Annotated in this window: 19 protein-coding genes; 2 read left to right on the forward strand and 17 right to left on the reverse strand. The window is 49.0% G+C overall.

Annotation, left to right across the window (positions count from 1 at the left end; genetic code table 11):
• Positions 1-1,126: 1,126 nt before the first annotated feature.
• The 3 genes from ACKF11_RS13015 to ACKF11_RS13025 form a co-directional block, all read right to left on the reverse strand.
• Positions 1,127-1,807, reverse strand: coding sequence for a hypothetical protein (locus ACKF11_RS13015; RefSeq protein WP_407997395.1), 681 nt, complete (start codon positions 1,805-1,807; stop codon positions 1,127-1,129).
• Positions 1,808-1,889: 82 nt separating this feature from the next.
• On the reverse strand, positions 1,890-3,461 hold the full coding sequence (locus ACKF11_RS13020; RefSeq protein WP_407997396.1) for a hypothetical protein: 1,572 nt from the start codon (positions 3,459-3,461) through the stop codon (positions 1,890-1,892).
• A 214-nt stretch (positions 3,462-3,675) separates the two neighbouring features.
• On the reverse strand, positions 3,676-4,260 hold the full coding sequence (locus tag ACKF11_RS13025; RefSeq protein ID WP_407997397.1) for a hypothetical protein: 585 nt from the start codon (positions 4,258-4,260) through the stop codon (positions 3,676-3,678).
• A 391-nt stretch (positions 4,261-4,651) separates the two neighbouring features.
• Between ACKF11_RS13025 and ACKF11_RS13030 the strand changes: the two genes are divergently transcribed.
• Positions 4,652-5,308: a hypothetical protein gene (locus ACKF11_RS13030; RefSeq protein WP_407997398.1), complete on the forward strand. Its 657-nt coding sequence runs from the start codon at positions 4,652-4,654 to the stop codon at positions 5,306-5,308.
• A gap of 116 nt (positions 5,309-5,424) precedes the next feature.
• On the opposite strand, the gene ACKF11_RS13035 is transcribed toward ACKF11_RS13030, so the two are convergent.
• The 11 genes from ACKF11_RS13035 to ACKF11_RS13085 form a co-directional block, all read right to left on the reverse strand.
• Positions 5,425-7,017, reverse strand: a complete 1,593-nt coding sequence (locus ACKF11_RS13035; protein WP_407997399.1) for a UvrD-helicase domain-containing protein — start codon at positions 7,015-7,017, stop codon at positions 5,425-5,427.
• A gap of 61 nt (positions 7,018-7,078) precedes the next feature.
• Positions 7,079-7,423: a prepilin peptidase gene (locus tag ACKF11_RS13040; protein ID WP_407997400.1), complete on the reverse strand. Its 345-nt coding sequence runs from the start codon at positions 7,421-7,423 to the stop codon at positions 7,079-7,081.
• A gap of 2 nt (positions 7,424-7,425) precedes the next feature.
• Positions 7,426-7,884, reverse strand: a complete 459-nt coding sequence (dut, locus tag ACKF11_RS13045) for a dUTP diphosphatase (RefSeq protein WP_407997573.1) — start codon at positions 7,882-7,884, stop codon at positions 7,426-7,428.
• A gap of 71 nt (positions 7,885-7,955) precedes the next feature.
• On the reverse strand, positions 7,956-8,606 hold the full coding sequence (locus ACKF11_RS13050) for a hypothetical protein (RefSeq protein ID WP_407997401.1): 651 nt from the start codon (positions 8,604-8,606) through the stop codon (positions 7,956-7,958).
• Between the two features lie 150 nt (positions 8,607-8,756).
• Entirely contained in the window at positions 8,757-9,743 is a 987-nt protein-coding gene (locus ACKF11_RS13055) for a ParB/RepB/Spo0J family partition protein (RefSeq protein WP_407997402.1), read from the reverse strand.
• Complete coding sequence (locus tag ACKF11_RS13060) at positions 9,724-10,404, reverse strand: AAA family ATPase (protein ID WP_407997403.1); 681 nt, start codon at positions 10,402-10,404, stop codon at positions 9,724-9,726. The genes ACKF11_RS13055 and ACKF11_RS13060 overlap by 20 nt, the downstream gene beginning before the upstream one ends.
• Positions 10,405-10,870: 466 nt before the next feature.
• Positions 10,871-11,080: an exodeoxyribonuclease VII small subunit gene (xseB, locus tag ACKF11_RS13065; protein WP_407997404.1), complete on the reverse strand. Its 210-nt coding sequence runs from the start codon at positions 11,078-11,080 to the stop codon at positions 10,871-10,873.
• 1 nt (position 11,081) lies between these two features.
• Positions 11,082-12,548 carry an exodeoxyribonuclease VII large subunit gene (xseA, locus tag ACKF11_RS13070; RefSeq protein WP_407997405.1) on the reverse strand — a complete coding sequence of 489 codons (1,467 nt, stop codon included), beginning with the start codon at positions 12,546-12,548 and terminating at the stop codon, positions 11,082-11,084.
• A complete protein-coding gene (locus ACKF11_RS13075; protein ID WP_407997406.1) occupies positions 12,545-13,345 on the reverse strand; it encodes a class I SAM-dependent methyltransferase in 801 nt (266 codons plus the stop codon). The genes xseA and ACKF11_RS13075 overlap by 4 nt, the downstream gene beginning before the upstream one ends.
• Positions 13,346-13,418: 73 nt before the next feature.
• Positions 13,419-14,033 (reverse strand): ankyrin repeat domain-containing protein, encoded by a 615-nt coding sequence (locus ACKF11_RS13080; protein WP_407997407.1) that lies wholly within the window; start codon positions 14,031-14,033, stop codon positions 13,419-13,421.
• Between the two features lie 56 nt (positions 14,034-14,089).
• A complete protein-coding gene (locus ACKF11_RS13085; RefSeq protein ID WP_407997408.1) occupies positions 14,090-16,987 on the reverse strand; it encodes a hypothetical protein in 2,898 nt (965 codons plus the stop codon).
• Positions 16,988-17,156: 169 nt separating this feature from the next.
• Here ACKF11_RS13085 and ACKF11_RS13090 point away from each other — a divergent pair, with 169 nt between their 5' ends.
• The gene (locus tag ACKF11_RS13090) at positions 17,157-18,134 is read left to right on the forward strand and encodes a recombination-associated protein RdgC (RefSeq protein ID WP_407997409.1); all 978 of its coding nucleotides are present in this window, start codon (positions 17,157-17,159) and stop codon (positions 18,132-18,134) included.
• 88 nt (positions 18,135-18,222) lie between these two features.
• Here the strand turns inward: ACKF11_RS13090 and ACKF11_RS13095 are convergent, their stop codons facing one another.
• Genes ACKF11_RS13095 through ACKF11_RS13105 form a run of 3 tightly spaced genes read right to left on the reverse strand, consistent with a single transcriptional unit; the run spans position 18,223 to position 20,424 of the window.
• Positions 18,223-19,092 carry a hypothetical protein gene (locus ACKF11_RS13095; RefSeq protein WP_407997410.1) on the reverse strand — a complete coding sequence of 290 codons (870 nt, stop codon included), beginning with the start codon at positions 19,090-19,092 and terminating at the stop codon, positions 18,223-18,225.
• 19 nt (positions 19,093-19,111) lie between these two features.
• A complete protein-coding gene (locus ACKF11_RS13100; protein WP_407997411.1) occupies positions 19,112-20,026 on the reverse strand; it encodes a hypothetical protein in 915 nt (304 codons plus the stop codon).
• Complete coding sequence (locus ACKF11_RS13105) at positions 20,026-20,424, reverse strand: hypothetical protein (protein WP_407997412.1); 399 nt, start codon at positions 20,422-20,424, stop codon at positions 20,026-20,028. Before ACKF11_RS13105 ends, ACKF11_RS13100 begins: the two co-directional genes overlap by 1 nt.
• Positions 20,425-20,508: the final 84 nt, after the last annotated feature.

Consider the following 20,508-nt stretch of genomic DNA (forward strand, 5'->3'; position numbering starts at 1 on the left):
AGTGATTATTTCTCACCAAAATGTGATTTTTTGGTGCCACTATGTGAGTTCTTGGTGTCAAAGCATACCAAAATGTGATTTTTTGGCTGCCCCATTATGTGATCGGTTGGTGGCAGTGTGTGAAGATTTGGTCAAACACATCAATATCGCTGATTTGCAGACATACTACATAGTATCAATAACTTAACAACAATTATGTGATCATTTGGTGGGCACTATGTGATCATTTGGTTTACCAAATATTCCCATCATCACCAGCTCTGCCGGGTTAAACGTGGATCCATTATGTGATCGGTTGGTGCGCAAACCCGCATGCAGCCTAGTAACCATACCAGCCTCGCTCTACCTGAGCAAGGGTACATCCAAATTACTTCCCTTACTTGCCAATGACTTAGCAACGGAGGTCTGATGCCGGGTAACCATTATGTGAAGATTTGGGGGAAAGCCACCATGAGGATGGAGATCAATCGATCATGGCTATGATGTGATGATTTGGTGAGCTGCAGGCAGTCGTATGCCAGGCCCATCAGAACCACCAGGATCATTATGTGATCTTTTGGTGGGGAAATGGATGTGAACTATCAAACAATTTACGTGAGGAAATGACTATAACCACCTGAATATAATATATCGAGGTGGCTATTATGTGAGCGTTTGGTATAGGCGTAGATGGGCATCCAACCACCAGAATTCGGCCATTATGAGACCCTTTGGTGCTGAAAATGGGCAGAAATTACGCCCATTATGTGATCGGTTGGTGCGCTTAAACCGCTCCCTGGGCACCATTATGTGATTGTTTGGTGCGTCTCTGGAGTTCTGATGGAATAGGCATTATGTGAATCCTTGGTACGAAAACGCGCCTTGAAAACCATCAAAATGTGATTTATTGGTGCGATTTCCCTCAGCCAATCTACCCAAAATGTGAGTTTTTGGTGAGTTGCAATGGATTCAGCTACAAACACTATGTGACCAGTTGGTTTTATGGTGCTCCGCAAGCGGTGGCAAGATGTGAATAATTGGTTTAGATCCTATCCTTTAATAGCGGGATGACCAGGGCTGAATTTATCTGCCTGGTCATCATGTGATTATTTGGTGTCTCTTGATGTGAGAATTTGGTGAGCCTAGCTTAAGCCACCTTGTAGCCGGCAATCATCGAACGCTCGATGACGCGCTGTTCAATGTCCGCCCTCACCTCTTCAGGGTTAGCAGCGCCAACATTGCACCAGTAATTGAATTGGGGGCCGCGCTGGAATGCCTTGGCATCCAGATACACCGCAGAATCGGGTGCATTGGTGCACAGCAGTTTCACCAGGTGATCAATAAGATTGGCGAAGATTGCCTCGCCTTTTTCCGCTTTCCAGCGTGCATACATCTTGGCCCACGAACGGCGAACATGGATATCCGCATCTAAGCCCAGGACGTTCGCATATAGCACCAGGCGATCGGTGCTCAAGAACATGAACCCATCATAAGCATCGGGGACTTCGCTCTGGAACAGCCCGGTTTTGGAATTTGGGCGGAAGAATGTTGCCGGCATTGAATCGCTGATTGCCTGTGAGATGACTGAGCAGATCAGCGCTGCAGAGTTTTCCACATTGCTGAAATCAAGGCTGTCGACACTGGTGGTTTGCGCCATGCGTTGATGCATGTCGGTGAGGCTACTTGTTAATACGGTATCATATAAGCGACTATCACTTGTATGATGAAGCTCGGCTGGAGCTGCTGCCTCGGGGGAGGCCTGAATAAGACTCAGGAAATCAATCTGCATCTGGCTTTTGAACATCATTGGTTCAGCTATCGCATTCATTTGGGCACTCCCCTATTGGCAATATTTGATAGCATTATATCCAGCCCACATTGCGAAGTCAATACCACATACGCAATTAATATCACATTCTCAATTTGGTCCTCTGTTTTGGCTGATGTTCTATGTTCTGTCTGGCTGCATGCTGCGCAACGATCGACGCGGCTAGCGCCTCGGGGATAATGTCCATGATTTCGCCCTCACGCATCCTGGTGGCCCCAATCTCGTAGAAATCACTCAATACGCGCTCTGCTGCCGATGGGTCTTCATCCATGAGTTCATTTACGGCCCTTGCTTGGGCATGCACTGCCAGCGCTAGGTCGATTGGGTAGCAATCTGCTGTAGGGAGAATGTCGTTCTGTTGGACGCCCTGCTCTGCCAAGAAGCGGCACATATCGATAGAGTCAGACGCATCCGGTATCAATGCAGCATAGTGCATCAGGCTGACTGCACCGAGGGATTCCCCCTGGACCATGCCTGGCAACAGGCTTTTCTCGACCCCCCTTGCCTCCCAAACGTCAGCAAGGGCACCATAGTTACCATTAATGCTGTGGTAGACCAGTTGATACTGATACATGGCCTCGCTGTACAAATGATCAGCAGCAGGCATTGGATTTCCCTCGGCAACACTGACATAGCTAGATGGGAAATCACCATGGATTTTCTGGATCCCATATCGATAAGCCCTGTCATCAGAAACATCTATATCAGGGTTCTTTAGTAAATCCATAGGAATTGTCATTTCAGAGTTGGCCACAAAGTAGTCGCCTGCCCCGTTAATAAAATCGATCGCAAACAAACCAAGCTGCTTGGCTTTCAGGTGGAATGGTTTTTCATCTATGGCGGCCTGGTTGATTGCTTCCAGGTCTTGCCAGCTCAGACTGAATGCCAATCCAAAATCGTAACCCGGTTCGTAGTCCAGTAACTCTATGAACCTCATTGCAGAGATGGTTTGTTCTTTGATGTGATCTTTGTACGAAATGACCGGTGCCTCTGCATCTTCATCGTCCACATCAAATTCAATGGAGGGTGCGGCAAATAGAGCAGCATTGGCCAAGAAATCTTTGGGCTGCAGGTTTTCCAGCAATGCAGTGGTGAGTTTGTACGTATTTATATTGCCATCAAAAGCGGCATACTCGAGTATCGGGAAATGGGGCAAATTGGCAGTGCTGCACAGCATCAGCATTTTTGAGGCCCAGGAGTTGTAGTCATCCTTATTAGAAGTGAAATTCAGGACTACATGTGTGTGACCCGAAATGTCGAGATTGACGCTGGGCTCATCTCCTACCTCGTAATTATTGATGGCATCATCAAGCTGGGATTCAACAACATCAGAATCGTAGTTTTCATCGTCCCCAAACTCGATATCTAGCTTTGTCATCACTTGCTTGGTGCAGATTTCGAGAATAGCGTGACGCTCATCGGCCATGGCTTCACTATGAATTTCATATAGTGCGGTCTCTACCTTCTCATAGAGCTTTCCTTCCAGGGCGTGCTTTAAAGCGGACGCATAGGGTTCATCGTTGAACTCAACCTCCACGTCAATCTCAGAATCACCCCACCGACCGAATTCATGCTGCAGTAGCTCGATTGCCCTGATGAGGTAAGCGGATTTGGTGGGAGTGGCAGGAGTGGTCATGAGCGCGGCCTTGAACATTGAAGGATGCTTATATTATACCACATAAGCACCCGTTGCGGCCTGAATGCCCCGCGCTATGGGGTCACCTAACGCTTGTAGCTCTGGGCTCCCGACACTTCCAGTGCGTCTGCTGGGTAATCAATTCCCGATAAGGGACAGCATCATCACCCAGTTTACCCTCCTCCAAGCAAAATAAAACCGCCACGTAGGCGGTTTATTGGAGATTAGTGAGTTAGTCCACTGGTTCTGTTTGGTCTTTTTGCGCTACAGCTTTTTGAGCCTTGGACTTGACGCGCTTAGCCTCGATCACAGGATTCACCCAGCGACCGTCCTTAAAGATGTCGCGTGCGCCGCGATTTAAAGATTCAACCAATACCAGGTCTCGGACTGTTTGCATCGCCTTGGCAACGCCAACTTCATCAATCAGCGAGTATACTGTATGTGCCAGGCGGTAAACGCTAGGAGATGCGCGCTTGCGGCCAGTGGTCCAGCGATTGGCCGAGGTTGAGTTGTTGCCCATTAATACCGAGAAGTCGCGAAGGGTGATTGTGTGGCCTTCATTTCTCAGTCGGGCAAGTAGCTCTTGTGGTGACTTGAATTTGGGGATGAACATCAGTTTTTCATTTGCATCAATCAAACGGCACATGAGAGCGATGGAAGCATCGCGGATTGGCAAATCCTTCTCTTTGGTGGCCATCGTGAAATAACGATTTCTGGTCGTACCGCATACAAAACACATGTCATCAACGGTGTAACCGAATTTCTGCCTGAAATCATCCAGGTCGCGGCCAATAAAGGCTCTGTCATAAGGAATCATTATTCTCTCCATTTTGCACCCCTAATGAGCGGGGCACATTGCATGCAGCTTTAGTAGCTGGTTAACAGTTTTTCTTATTCGATTTAATTACTTGTAAACACTATAACAAAACAACATTGATAAAATGCTGCAATGATTGACAAGAGTATACGATAAGTGAGAGTATTTAAACAATGATTTGTCAACTTTATTTACATAATTCATTGATCACAAATATTTACAACTTTTCCTTATGTGGCATTAGGAAAACCTGTTGAAACTACTGTAGAATCAGTGACAACGTATGAAAAGTCATTGCTCATTAATGACTGGTAAAGTTGCAATCTAGCAGGAATAGAAAATCTAACTTGATGCTTATGTAGTATCATATAAAATGTACTGAGAGGACAATATGTCTCAACAAACAACGAGCAGCATTGCTAAACTAGCTCTTATTCATTCATTTAAACATGGCGCTAAGCCCGAGGTCGTCACCGTGGGCAATGTGGATACTCCCGGCGTGGTGCTCCCTGAAGATTGCCTTGTCGGATATTACGGCTTCTCTCAGTCCCGCGAAGAAATCTCTGATTACAAGCGCGAAGCGGACGCCAGGAAAGAGTACACCAACTCCGTCAGCGTCAGTGTCGAGATTGGCGAAACAATTGGGTGGGTTTCTCCTGAGCTGCTTCCTCAAACCAGACTGCTCAACTTGATCCGCATGACCAAGTCCCTAGAAGAACAGGTTGTCCGTGTTTGGAAGCTCGCGATGAAGGAGCATGGCATTGATGAAGCTCTTGTAAATGCTGATGGTAAATACTGGAAGAAGCTCAATTACATCCACAAAAACACATCCTTGCTCGGCGAGCTGCGCAAGCATGAAAGCTTTGCTCACATTGATGCAATTGTTTTCCCTTACAACAATCCTAAGTACGAGCTGGAAGGTGGTAGCCTTCGTATTGCCCTTTTCAGCTACGATCATGTGGTCGCAGTCGAATCAGACACCTTCCCAGAAATCAGGGTTGAGCTTCCGAAGCTTGGCCAGGGCCACTCTCATACACCAAAAATGTAATTAAGTCCTGAACCAATAAAGCAAGCCATACATTTATTTTACATATCACTCAGGAGTATGTAATTTTTATATGATGCCACCTTCGGGTGGCTTTTTTGTTGTCACTACAGTTTGTTTTAAAGAGACCTGGCTCTCCTGTTGGCCATGTGCCTCTCAACTTCAGGGCTTGTTTGTTGCATATGGCTCATAGAAGCAACTTGGGCCACAAGCTGCCTAGTGATGTTGATGTTTTCATATAGGATTCTCGCATTGAATGGAAGGATGAGCTTATTCTTCGCGCGCGTAATTGCCACGTAAACAACATTGGCCTCTTCAACGTCTTGAGCGGACCTGAGCAGTTTGGGCTCACCCGATGAACCGAAATAGTGATCCTTGGAAAAGCCCTTAAAGTCTTCAGACAATACGACGGTATCCATTTCCAAGCCTTTGGACTTATGTGCTGTGGACATCAGGATCTGGGCTTCATCTTGATTTTCGGTCGTTGCTTTCTGGACCAGTTTAATCATTTCAGGCAGGTCATTGGGATAGTGTTCAACCAGGCGGCAACATGCTTCCATATCAATATCATTCACTGCATACCGCTTCAAATCCTCATAGTTTTGGAATTTGCGCAAAAATGGATCAGCCGGGATGCCCTTTTTGAAGAGCTTGTAAATGTCATCCAGGCGCGAAAAGCGGTAACTCTTGATATCACCGCAGAAGCTGATCTTCCTGCCTAGCTTTGCCTGAATAATGGCTTCAGCAAACAAGTTGAATGCACCGCGCGCCAGGTACATGATCCTCTCATTTTCGCCCACCAGATTACGCCAGGCATCCTCCCTCTCCTGGAGCAATACCTGTCCACCATTACCCACGCCGCGGATAAAGTCATCACTGCTCTTGAGCAACAGAATCCTATTGGCCGCCATCGCAATTTCAGGTCCAAACCTGAAGGAGCCAGATAGACGGTATTCAGTAGCGTCAGAGAATTGCTGCAAGGCATCTACAGCGCCACGGAAACCATAGATGGACTGGTTGTTATCCCCTACCAGGATAAATGGTGTATTTTGGTTTACCAGGATCTGCAGGGTGACAGGGTTGGCATCTTGCCCTTCATCAAAGAGAATTCTGTCATACCTGCCAATGCTAATTTTCTCCAGCATGAAAATCTTCAAGTAGCCATCGTGCAGCATCGGCACGCTATGATCGTCGGGATTGGTCATCTTGTCCCAGATCTCGTTTGCGTGTGCCAACAAGTCGAATGGCTTGAAGTTCTGGCGCTCGATGGGGTCAGATAGATTCATCTGTAGATGGGAATGCCCAATGTCTTCATCTGTAGACGCCAGGTAACGATTGATGATGTCCACAATCTTCTTGGCATAACGTGCCATGATGGGTGTAGATAGCACAAGGCGCTTATCCAGGCCCAATGCTTCAATGACTGTTTGTGGACGTAGCGAGTCAGTAAGCTTATGGCTGAAATATTTGCCGACCTCGCTCATGGCAGCGCCATGAGAGGTTTTGATGTTTACATTAGCTGGGAACCGACCATCGGCCTCTTCTTTAATCGCCTTGTTGTAGGCCAAATAAAGAATACGCTCTTTAGGGTGAGCTTTGGCATATTCAACCAAAGAGGTAGTCTTGCTGGCGCCAGCGCCTGCTTTGATGACTACCTTCCTATCGTTGGTGGAGACAATTGCTTTTTGTTCGTTGGTAAGTGTCAGGGCCATGGCAGGTATGAAAATTCACACATAAGATGCGAACATTATACCACGTAAGCGATCAAGGCCGTTAGCGGGTAAGCAGAACCCAGATACCGAGGAAGACCAGACCGGTTACGAGCTCCACCAGGAAGTATCTAAAAGGGATGCCAACTTTACAGGTGCGGCATTTGCCCCTAAGCGCGATATAGCTGATCAGGGGGATGTTTTCAAACCACCTGATCTTGTGATGGCAATGAGGACAGTGAGAAGCTGGAAAGCTAAGCGAGAACGTCTGGCCAGCTGGAGTATCTCTGGGAGGCTGCTTAATACCTAGCATGATAGGTAGTCGATAGATGACCACGTTCAAGAAGCTACCTATGCAGATCCCCGAGAAAAATACGATTGCACTCCATTCTAGCCAGCCGAGGATCATGACTATTTGCCTGTATGGCCAAAGCCACCTTCGCCGCGGGCAGTGCTGTCTTCGAATTCACTGACAATTTCGAATTCAGGTGTGGCAATAGGTAGGAATACCAGTTGTGCTATGCGGTCGCCAGGCTCGATAAAGATAGGATCTTTGCCACGGTTCCAGGCGCTGATCATGACCACGCCCTGGTAGTCCGAATCGATCAAACCCACCAGGTTGCCTATTACCAGGCCATGCTTGTGACCAAGGCCAGACCTGGGGATGATGAAAGCACCAAAACCAGGATCCTTGATATTGATCTTCATGCCAGAGCTGATGAGCTCAGGTTTTGTATCTGGCATCAAAACCAGGCGATCATTGATGCATGCCACCAGGTCAAGGCCGGCAGAACCAGCTGTAGCGTATGCGGGTGATGGGAATTCCTTTCCCAGTCTCGGGTCGTCAAGGATGACTTTGATTTTATCCAGGGACATTAGGTATCCAATACTATTAAAGATGCGAATAGTATACCCAATGCACGACCAAGATCAAGAAAATGCTAAAGTCGGCGTGAGATTTTAGGTGAGGAATCTTGATGTGTGTTGCTATAAGCTATGAGGGTTGCCCATAAGCTTTTCATGGCCTGCTCATTGACTCCCCTTGCCGCCACCCTCATCAGGATGGGCTCTGATTTATCCTCGGGGATGGCATTGTAGAAAGCATGCATGCGCTGCAACCAATCTGGATCACCAGGATTCTGACTGTTGGATCTGAACATGGACACCATGGCCGCAGCCAGCAGGTCCACATCGAGGAATTCAACCAGCTCCCCTGCCCTATCGATGTTTGGCCAATCAATTTTGGCTGCTAGCACACCAAGGGCCAGCGCATTGGCTTGTCCATCAGTGTTTAGGTATTCAAGATTGGGTCTGAGGTTATCCAGGCACAGGTTGAGTAGATCAACATTGCCATTGGATGCCCATTGGAGCATTTCTTTGATGCCGCCTGTTGCTGTTTTGGATAAGCAGGCCCCGCGCTGGAGCAACAGGCTGAATAGCTCTGTATGCTCATGATAAGTCGCGGTCGTTAATGGGTGGAAATACGTACTGTTGGCTTTGCCAGCAGTTTGATTGGGATTGATGCCGGCATCGAGTGCAATTCTTGCTGCCTCGATATCCCCAGACTCAGCAATGACACTGATGACGCTCACGAAGGTGGCCGGAGATCCACCGGCCTGGTGCATTACAGTAGGAGAGTCATAAGCTGGGCCGGCAAAGAGCCTTTCAATGCCCTCGTACCTTTCCTACTTTAGCAGCTCATGAATCTCGTACATAGCATTTAGTATACCAGATAATGGATTTTACTCTGTGATATCCATTTCCTTCTTGATGAGCTCAAGGATTTTCTTTCGTTTCTCATCGTCTTGAATTTTGACGTCCAGCACTACCCTGCCATTGCCCCAGTCCTTCAGTGATCCGCTCACGCCGGTCATCCTGGTGATCTTGAATTGGCGAGACATAGCATGCGTACGCTTTGGCTTCTCAACCAGGCGCTTCCTTTCGGCCTCAACATCACGCTTGCCCCAGCCTTCAGTAATGACGTTTCTCAGAAGCCTTTCCGTTAGGGGCTCATTGTTTTCGCTCTGCCTGAAGTATTGGACCACTTCGTATGCAACCGACTGGGAAACCTTGTCAGGATTTTCTGCAATCAGGTCCAGCAGGGTTGTAGGCAAATAAGTTAGGGAAAGGATTTTGTTGACCCAGCTCTTATGCACCATGGTGACATGAGCAATCTCTTCTTCGGTCCGGCATATACCGTCATCGATCAGCTTTTTCCAAGCCAGGGCGTTATCCAGTGGCGTTTGCCCGCTACGATGGTCATTGGCAGCGAACGATAGTTTGTATTGCTCCAGGGGACTTTCAGCATCCACGATCCTGACCAGGATTTCTTTGCTGCCGAGGTGCAATAGAGCGCGCTTACGGTAATGACCGTCAATAAGTTGGTAACGGCCATTTTTTAATTTTATGACTGTTACCGCATTGGTTTGACCATTGGCCGCTATCGATGCCGCACGTTCAATAACGATATGCTCTTGATAGATGGTCCTGGCGTTGTAAGGGTTATCGTCTACCAGGTTAATCGGAATATACGCGTGCTCAGCTGTCGACTTGTCGGTGGCTTCATCAACAGCGGCAGTTACTGGGGCTGGTGGACTGACCTTCTCAGCAACCGCTGTCTCACCGCCCTCCCCTGCCTCGGCTTTTTCCAGGCGTTGAAATCTGCCGGCTAAGGGATCGGGGTTTTTGCTGATGGATGCGCTTAACTTACTACCCAGCTTTTTTACCATTTTTCACTCCTAATATTGACAGCACCTCATCGGTCAGATGATTAACCTCATGGACGGCTTTTTCATTGCCCTCCTCAGAATGAACGGTAGTGCCATTAATGACGCTAGTTTGGAATGCAACCCGGCTTCCAAGCTTGGCTTTGAAAATGCCAACTTCTGTATCTGATTGCAAAATATCAAGAATTTCCTTGCCCACGCTACGATTGGTATGGACGTTGTTGGCCAGGTATTGAATCGTCAATTCCGGATTAAATTCTTTGGCTTCCAGCGCAATTGCTTTGGCTGCATTAGATGCCCATAGATCTGGCGGCGTGAGGTTGAGGGGAATGATTGCCAGGTCGGAAACCTTCATTGCGTTATCCGGCACCTTTGTCTTCTTGCCTGGTGGACAATCAATAATGATGAAGTCGTATTGATCAATGTATTTACCGATCTCGCGGTGCATCTTGTCGCCCATGTGCGATAAGTTGGTGACGATCGCCGGGAATTGGTTGTCATCTTCCGCTTCCGCGACCCACCTGGTGGCCGTGCCTTGGTCATCGCAATCAACAACCAATGTCTTGAATCCACGCATGCCGAGGGTGCCAGCCAGATTCATTGTGGTTGTGGTCTTGCCCGCGCCACCCTTCTCATTGAACACGGTAATAATCTTGCAAGACATATAATTCCTTTAATATTTATAGGATTGTGTTGCTATTTTAATTAAAATATTGAGAATTGCAAGGCTTGAATCAAATTGACTATAGATATTCATAGTTGATTTCTAGAATTGCCGCCAACAAATTCCTGATAACCCGGCTCATGCGCCCTCCCCTGCCGCTCTTGGGATAAAAGGCGATCATGGCAGCATAAGTTTCCCCGGGGAAACTAACTGGTATCAGGCACTTAGCTTATGGATTTAGCCGTGGCAGTATGTGCACGCCATGTGGCCTGTTTGATTGGTGGTCTTGTAAGTGATTGATATGTCGTGGTTTCCCCGGGGAAACCTCAGATAACTGCCTGGGCGAGGTCGGTGGAAGTGGTGGCTATCCAGAGAGGATACAAAGAGGGGTGCTGTAAGGTGATGAAAGATATGGGTTTCCCCGGGGAAACCCGTATTGGAGAGCCAGTGGGTGGCTGCTTGGGCACTAGGCGTTGTCAATTTCCGTGGGCAGCTTATCACCGAGGATGGCTTTGACCTGGGCGATCCGCTCTTTGCAGAACTTGACCGAGGCGAGGGCGCTGTCAACCAGGGGTACGAGTTGGTCAATATCAGGTTCAGTTTGATTTCTGATTTTCTCAGAAATACCTTTTAGATTTGAATAATGGTGTGCATAAGTTTGAGAATATGTCGTCATTTTAATTTTCCTTTATTACTTCTAATTTAACTAAACCGTCGTGCATGTCCAAACTTACGGAGTCCTGGTCTTTGATTGCCTCGGCCGAGGTAAGAGGGCGCCCAGATGGTCCGCGGACAATTGCATAGCCGCGTTCCTGCGTTTTCTTAGGCGATAGACCGATTATTTCCGCCATGGTGGTATTCAGGTATTGGTCAGCCCGATTTAACGCGCTGTGGGCGCCTTCCTGTAATTTCACGACCTGCATATCAATCTGCGATTCAGCTTTTTGAAGGGTTTGCATAGCATCTGAGCGAATTGAGCCCATGAGCAAATTCAATTTACCCTCAGTCATTGCAATTGCACGGCCAACCCCTGTAATGATGGCAAGGTAATTGTTGGCAGCGTTTTCAGCATTGGTCACGATTACGCTGGTGATGAAAGCTGAAACCTTGGAAGGGGTGTCAAAACGTCTGAAGCTGACTTCATCCAGGATCGTGTCATCAATCTGGTGGCCAATACCTGTGAAGACGGGTAGGGGCATTAGGGCAATGCCTTCAGCAAGTTCATAATCATTGAGCCAGGCCAAATCTGCTGCAGCACCACCACCGCGAATAACTACTAGGGCATCAAAGGGGTTTTTCGTGTGCTCATCTAGCATCTGCCTGAATGCGCGCCGAATGGACTCAGAGGCATCCTTGCCTTGGAAAACTGCTGAGAAGTAAGCAAATTCACATAGGCCTGCATCCTGGAGGATCGTGGCTTCCCTGGTAAAGTCAGCCAGGCCGGCAGCGTTCTCAGGGCTGATGACAGCTACGCGCGTAAAGTCTACCGGTGCAGCGTGTTTTTTGTTCTCACCATAAATGCCAGCTTTGATCAGGGCTTCCCTGATGGCTTTGACCTTGGCTTGCATATCGCCCAGGGTATAAGCTGGATCGACATCCTCAATGGTGAAGCCAAAGCCGAACTGAGGTGCAAACTCAGCTTTCAGCAGGAATAGCAGCTTCATGCCATCGGCAATGTCCGAGCCTGTGACCTTTTTAAACTTATCAAAGATTTTATTCTTTTTACTGGACCACAAAGAAGCGCGAGCCTTGGCCACTTCCTTGCCAGTGTCGTCATATTCCACCAGGTCAAAATAGGCATGCGCCGACCTGTTATTTACCTTGCTAACCTCAACCTGGATCCAGGTAGGTGCTGTGAAATGTTTGCTGATGACCTGGCCAACGGATCCAAGGAACGCTGAAAGGGTCTGGTGGTTGTCATTTGATTGAGCGGCTTGCCCATTGCCTCTGCCATTGCTTGAGATCGGGGCAGGGGAGGGTGGTGTTGCAGGCTGTTGCGCAATGGCACCAGCCCATTTTGCAAACGCCGCTTGGTCTATGCCATCAGGGACATACCATTTGCTAGCCTGGGAGTCCCATCTGGCCCCCAAGGCTTTGGCCTCATTCTTTTCGGCATAGGGTACCTGGAGGAAGAGTTTACTCATTGGGCCACCAGCGCATAAGTTGCATTGCCAACAACCTTGAACTCATCAGGGTTGAGACGCAGGGTTTGCCTGATTTTCTCGCGCCAAAACTTGGTTGTAGTAGGGCGGTTGCCTTCAATTTCACCATAGATTTGCTGCAGAGAAGCTTCACCACCAAGCATCTTGATAGCCGTTTTACATACGGTCTTCCAGATGGAGCCTACACTTGCGGACAAGGCGTCACGGTAGGGCTTTGCAAGGCGATTCTTGTCATGGGTCTCAAAGTAGAGCGCCATGCCCACCAGCACGCGCCTGGTGTCCTTTGTGAACACGCTAAACACCAATGGCTTGCTGAGGCCCGGGAAAATGTTCCTTGGGATCATTTCACTCAAAATGGACCACCTGGAGGAATACTCAGCAACGCGGCCTGCAGTCTGCAACGCATAGGCGGGCAAGATGAAGCCAACGCGGCCGTGGGGTAGCAAAATGTCATGTGCCCTTACCAGGAACTGGTCAATCACATCGAGAGAGAAGGGCGGGTTGCCAATAATCAGCGAGGGCTCGAATGGAATGTCGACCTGGCTAAAGTCGCCCAGGATTACCTGGCGGCCAGTATGCTGAGAGGCAAGCGCTGCTAGTGCAGGATCGATTTCAACGCCTACAACCGGGACTTGGCTTGGCAGCACGGATAGAAAGCTACCAGGTCCACACGAAGGCTCTACAATGCCGACCTCGGCATCGATATTCGGGAAATATCGCTCAAGAATTGCTTCAGCTGCCCAAGTGGGGGTGAAGTATTGGCCTAAATCTGGATTCATCGGGTTTGGGCATGTTGTTACAAATTGCGTTTAATATACCACAAACACGATTAAAAGTCAATTCATATTGGCGCTACGGATGCATTCTGGAACGAGGTTTTTGCTCATCAATCCCATGCCCAGCCGGATTATGCAGGGATTCTTGAATGCAACGAATGGTAACGGTTGAAGCCATTGGATGCCTGGCTTTGAGATCATCAATTGTGGCGCCATATTTGGCCAGCAAATGGAGCATTTGTTGGTCATCATAGGCTGTAATGAATGAATGCGGCATGTTGATGTTACTGGCATTGGGATCAGCGCCTGCATCCAGGAGCATTTTGACCGTTTCGTGTTGGCCAAGATTGACTGCAGCGCCCAGGGCAAACAACTTGCTATCATAGGGGCCGGTGCTCTCATTTACCCTGGCGCCAGCCTCTACCAGCTTCCTGGCTGCATTTTCTTTGCCTGCCTGGATTGCTGCCACCAAGGGAGAAGCTTTGCCACCGCTCCATTGGTTGGCTAGCTGATATCCCGCCATCTTGCGATCGTGCTGCAAGTGGGATAGAGCATAGGATTCAACAAAGCTATCAAATTCTTGCTCGAATAGATGATCGGGGCACCGGCTAATGAGTGAAAGAATGTCTTTGCGCTCATCGCCGGGCTTGTAGAAGTTTTCCAACAATTGACGTGCGTTGTGGCCACTCATGACGTTTGCCCCGATTGTACAATGCATACATTATACCACATAAGCGATATATGGTTTCAGGGTCGTGGGCGGTTCACATTTTTTGATGAAGTTTGTAACTCTGGACCCATGACACAGCTTTCTACTGTATACATCTTTTCAATCAGATCCTTCAGAGTATCAGCATCAAATGTGCTATCTGCAGCAAGGTAGCTTTCGTTTTTCGGCCTTATGTCCCGGCTTAATAGCATCAGCCTGTCACCATCCTCATTCTCTACCAGACGAACCTTATCATTCAGATCGAGGATGCTGACAGTCACGGTCCCATGTCTCAGCTTGCCATTAGATTCAGTGAGCATGCCCCTATGGAAATATTGGGCGACCTCTACCTGCAGCACAGCCATATAAATTGCACGTGACTCACCTTCATCATGGTGGAAATGACTCCGGGAAGTGCACAAGGCTAGTGGAATGGCAACATGTTGATATTCCCTACCAATGTTTTCACCGAGCTTTTTGTTAAGTTCCGACAAGGCAGCTTCCTGTTCCTCACGGCTACCCAGAGCGCGCGCTTCTTCAAGCTTTGTGGTGAGCCAGTCGTACTTTGACAGGTCTTCAAACAAAGCCAATGCTTTGCTTTTGGCTCCTGGGCGGTAGTTGCATGTACCCAGTTGCATTGATTGCCAATGCGCATACAGCTCGGCATCAACATGCAATCGTAATTGAGCGAGATCCGCTTTCGGCAAATATGAAATCTCAGGTTCAGAATCCAGGTTGCCTACATAGCGCAAGTTCTCGTTGTCATCCAGCAGCACATCGTTTCGATCACCTTCAGCCTTGGTGGAATAAATGGTCAAAACGCCCATGCCGTCACACTCAACCAATACCAGGCTCTCTTCACGCTGTTCTAACGTGGACGCAAAGGTTCCGTTTTTGACGGCCTCCAGGCCCTCAGCAAGCCCACCAAAAGAGCGCTTCAAGGAATCTTTGTTAGCAGGGTTGATCGTGAGCTTGATACCAGGATTAGCAATACGCCAAGAGCGAATCTGGTTGCGTACCAGCTTTGAATCATTCAGGACACCCATGCCCATGGCAGTAGCCATCGCATAAAACTCAGCGTGCTCACGTTCATGCGCAAGGGCATGATCCCTGGCCAACTTAAAGACCTCGATGTATTTGCTGTAACCCTTTCTGGATTCGCGGTGACCTATGTATGTCGTAAGCTCTTCAGGCAACACAGCATCAAGATTCAAGAATGGAATGCCAGACCCATAACCACCGACCTTATCCATGAATACAGTCGAGTTCTGGATGGTATCTCGCCATTCATGCTGGGTTTCCACCTTGGTGATGAGCTCGCCATTTGCCGTGAGGACTTTGCTCACTCCGAAAATCTCGGTAGGCCTACGCCTGAAATGACGGCGCCTGTCACCTTCCCACACTACAGCCGAAGGTGTGCTATCTGGACACATGAGCTCATTGGCGTTCCAGGCGATGCTATGGCCTGCAGCCGTATGCTTGTTTACGGCAAGGGCATATTCACGGAAAGTGCTGATTTTCTGGCCTGGCAGCATGTCATTGCCATCCAGATCATGAACGAACTTCATGTACTTGTTTTGGGCGCCTTCGCTAACAAAAGCCAGGGCATCGCGATCGGAGCAGATCGGGCCAAATATTTTGTGCCTGGTCTGCAAGCCACCCAACAACACTAGCAAGCGCTTGTAGACCGTGGCGATCTTTTCATGCTGCTTCACTGCCTTCGTGTAGGAGAGGTCACGGAAAGTGATGGTCGCACCACTGTTGTCCGCGGCATAAATCTTGTCGATCTGGCTTTTTGTGGGATACAGGGAAGGCAGTACCTTGTGTGGCCAGAGAGGGGAGTCCACCACGAACAGATTTTCGCCATCCTTGATCAGCAGGAAGCGCTCATAATTGGCAAGATTGACCTGCATGTTTACCAGGCTGTCACCAAAATCCAGTGAGTCTTCGCGCATACAAACTGCGACTACTCCGCGCTCAGCTGGAATCATGGCTGACAACAATTCAGGTTTTTCATTGATCGCTTTAACGAACTGTTGGAATTCGTTAATGCTGAATTGGTTGTGGATGCGGAAGAACTGAGACATTTCAGGCGCTACCTGTAGCACCTCCTGGTACACATGAATGGGAATAGAGGGGTCAGCAGATCTGCCCTCACGGATGGTGTAAATTTCCACACCCTTGCCAATCCAGAGATCCAGGGTTTGAACGCCATCCATGATGATGGCAGCATTACTGGTGCTTTCACTGACCTTGGCGATAGCCACATTAGCCAGCTCTTCGTAATAGGGAGTCAAGTTCTTGACTGCATCTGACAACTTATCTGCCAGGCCTGTGATTGTCGTGGCAGCAAAGGTGATGAGATCCTTGCCGGCCTCAACCTGGCGCTGGAATTGTTCGATCTCTCCACTTTGAATGGCGCCAGTAACATCAGCGACGATACGGCCAGGCATAACCAAGGCAGGCAAGGTCTTGCCTTCGGCCTGCTGCTTGAGCATGTACTGGCGCTGAAACTCGCTTGGGTTTTCCTGAAGCATGCGCATTTCATCCTGGATCTCGGCAATGCGCTTCTCAGCCTTGGCGCGCTCCATAAGACGAATCTCTTCTGCATCCATGGAAAATTCGAAGCTGGCAGCAAAATCATCTATGAGGAATTTGATCTCTTGATCAATCTTATAGCCGCGGTAATTATAAAAATTGATCCAATCGGGGTGCGGCAAGAAAATGACAGTGTGCGGTTTTTGATCGATGTGATGGACATCGGCCACCAGCATGACGGTTCCTTCTGGTATCACCTTGGGATGACCCGCTTCCCCAAGAGTGTGAGAGAGGCGGTCTGAGATGTCGATGTCATGTTTGGCACGGAAATACATGCCCGCCTGGACTATGCCGTTCTCGGATGTTATTTCGCTTGAGTTGGTCCGCACGTTGGTCATCAATTTGCCCCGCTATATCAGAGTTGGTATTGGCTTCCAGGCGTAATGTCCTGTCTGCCAGCTTAAAACTGCGAAATCTTAATGTCCACATAGGAAATTTGAGATTCATGTGGATAATCTAAAAAAATGCGAATATAATACCACATAAGCAATTACAAGGATTAACAAAATGATCAAGAATTTCATTGCAATCAAGCTCTCATCCATCCTGACGGCTTCCATGGTGAACGAGTTAAACGATGCTCTCGAAAATAAGCATTTCGTGCCATGTGGGGCCAATGATGAGTTCGCTTTTGGCTTCCTACCCCACCCGGATTCAGAAAAGTACCTGCGCACAATCACGCATCTGCACGTGATCAATTTTGTATTCGAAAAAAAGTCAGTGCCAGCCAAGCTGATCAACACCACGGTTGAAGAAATGCTGCTGGAGTACAAAGAACGCTCCAACGGTCGTGATCCATCCAAGGAAGAAATCAAGGAAATGAAGGTGCTGGCCAAGGCCAAGCTGCTGCCTCGCGCATTCCCCAAGCGCACTGATGTCATGATGTGGATTGATAACAAAACCGGCTTGATCTTCATTGAAGCTTCATCCGTGAAGACTGCGGAAGTGGCCATGGCCTCGCTGCGCAATGCTTATTCCAGCCTGCCAGCAGGTACATTCCTCAATACCCTTACCACGCCTTCAGCCCTGATGACTAAGTGGATCCTGGATCAGGATATCCAGAACTTCACCGTCGATGACCGCTGTGAAATGGTGTTGCCAGTGGATCGCAAACCCACCATCAAATATGTGAACCACACCCTGAGCGGTGAAGAGATCAAGGACTTCATTACCGATGGGCGTACGGTCGTCAGCCTGGGCCTGACTTACCAGGACAAGGTGTCCTTCCAGTTCACTGACAAGTTCATCTTCAAAAGCATCAAGTACGGTGAATTCCTGTCACGCCAGTTTGCGGAAGATGGTACTGATTGGGCTGGCCAATTCTTGGTGCTGTCTGCAGACCTGGCCGCAATGCTCGACTCGCTGATCCTTCACATGGGTGGTTTGCTGTCTCAGCAGGCTGAGGATGCCCTGGGCGGTGATCAAGGTGGTGGTGAGCAAGGCAATGGAAATGAAGACGACACCGAGTTTAAGGATGCCGCCTAATTAGCCCCAGAGGCTATAGCGCCTTGGAGCCTATAGCCTCATTCTTCTGGTTTTATTCTGCAGTTCGCTCTCATTTTGGATTGCCTGCTCACATCCTTCTCCTGGGTGACCCACCAGCCGTAGCGTCTTGCTTGTGATCCAAACTAGCAATGGTGGCCAGAATGGCTCGTATCGTATTTTCCTTGTGGTGCTGGGGAATATTGATCTTGAGTATGGCTTCAGTCAGTGCCTGGCCTTTTGGATCTTTGTATTCCGCGCCCAGCGTGATCAACGATGGAAAGCAATCCAAAAATTCAGTGAGCCAATAAGGATCGCCGTTGAAGTCCCTTTTAAGCGTGCTTAGGATGCAATCGAATGGACCTACGTTAGTTCGCATTGGCAAGCTGAACCAAGCTTTCCTGGGGCCATCAGGGATGACATCCAGTATCCTTGAAAGAATGAACGCATGGAAAGGCGCTTGCTTGAGGTAATACCCAAAGTAGTTCGATGGGAAGATTTTATGCAGGTCCTGCTTTTGCTCCCAGAGCAAAGCAAGCATGGAGCGCCTGAATTCCAGATCCTCGCCATCCCAATTGAAATCTTTTGGGTTACTCCACTGGGTAATGTGGTTCACGGCATTGGAGGACAGCAGGAAAAGCTGAACACCAGGTGCAGACTGCGTATTTCCTTCAGGGAATAGGCTGGCTCCCGCATCCAGCATCAACCTGGCAACAGCTATACGCTCGGGCAGGGGGTGAGCCTGCCTATAGAGCAATGAGGTCAATGCAGGAATTAGGTTGTTTGGGCGCTTACTCACCAGGGATGTCGCCATCTCGCCGGCATGCCCTTGGAAGGCTTTGCAATCAGAGCTCACCTTGGCGTTTACTTTGGCACCCATATCGATCGCCTTGGCTACGACCGCAGGCTCACACCTGGCAATGCCATCTTCCAACAAGGTCTGCTCGAATGGTGTTTCCAAAAAACTGCGCTCCATTTTGTTAAGGCTTGGGCACGCTACGTACAGGCTTGCCCAGCAGGTTGGCATCTTGCAGCAAACGGTCGCTGACTTCCACCGGCATAGCTGGGGATTTGTGCTTACCTGCAATCATGGCCACCACCTTGCCATCGTCTACTGCCATTACATACGTGGCATATCGACCCTTGCCCTGGTGTAGCGTGGAATTAGGATGGACCTTTTTTACCAGGCTCAGATTCTGGGCGTCAAATGCGAATGGCTTATTGGGCATCCAGGCGGTATTCGATTCAGTAGTGTGGCCTAGCACCTCAACTTCATCTCCAAACTCAACCACCAACTCGAATTGACCGCTATCGGAGTTGCGATTGGTTTTATTGATCACTTCTTCCAGAGTCTGGAACTTGTGTTCGTTTTTGGATGGTTTAAAGCCAAACGTGTCATGCAACAGCATGAGGTGCGCATCTCCTACGAAGCGGCGGCCATTGATCAAAGGCGCATCGGAGACATCCGTGACCCTGCCTACTTTCTTAGGCAAGCCAGGGAGCAGATCCACTTTGGGGTCACGCTTATAGAGGTAGTCATGGAATATGCCACCGTTGTCCAGGTAAATCGCCTGGCGGTGCCTGAGCTCCAGCTCATCCCAGCGGTCTACCAGGTCATCCCATTCTGGGGATACTTCACGCATCAGGTTCAGGTTGGCTTTGAACTCTGGGACGGCTTTCAGCAATTTGAGGCAGCGGTGGAAATCGCTACCGTCGTGTGGGTGACTACGGTTGCCGTTCTGCAGGTTGAGCATACGCGTGACGATCGCACTAGAGGATGCGCCGACATGCTCACCGGTTAACCAGCCGGTAACGCGCTGATAACCATCCTGGCCTAGCTTTACAAGCGGTTCTGGGACCAGAACAATGCCATGTTCAAGTGTGGTTGTAGTCATTATGGTTTCAATCCTTTCTTGGGTGACGGGATGAATTGGCTAGCCAGACCCCATGCTTGGGCGCCAGCCTGTTGGAATTTCTCAAGGAAGCCATCCAGCGAGCGCTGGTGGGCGCCTTGTCGCAATGGCTTAAAGTCGACCGTGACCTGATCTAATGGCATGCCGCGGGTGATGTTGGTGACCAGCTCATCGAAATAGCCTTCGCTGTCCACCTCGATCCAGGTGGCACCCACGGCAGCCGGCAACTTCTCGGCCACCAGGTGAATCGCCTTCTCGACGGTATTGGTGAGGGAGGCGCCTTTATTGCCTGCCTGCATATCAATCAGCAACACCAGATTGTCGCCAAGATGATCGATGTGAATTGCCGTAATCCATTCTTCGTCCACGGCTGCAGACATAGGATTTGGGAATCCAAATTGCAGAACGTGGGCAGGAATTGCGGTCCTGGAAACAATTGGAGATGTCATGAAAAAAGCACTCTT

It is taken from the genome of Methylobacillus draconifructus, assembly GCF_045984385.1.
GTDB lineage: Bacteria > Pseudomonadota > Gammaproteobacteria > Burkholderiales > Methylophilaceae > Methylobacillus > Methylobacillus flagellatus_A.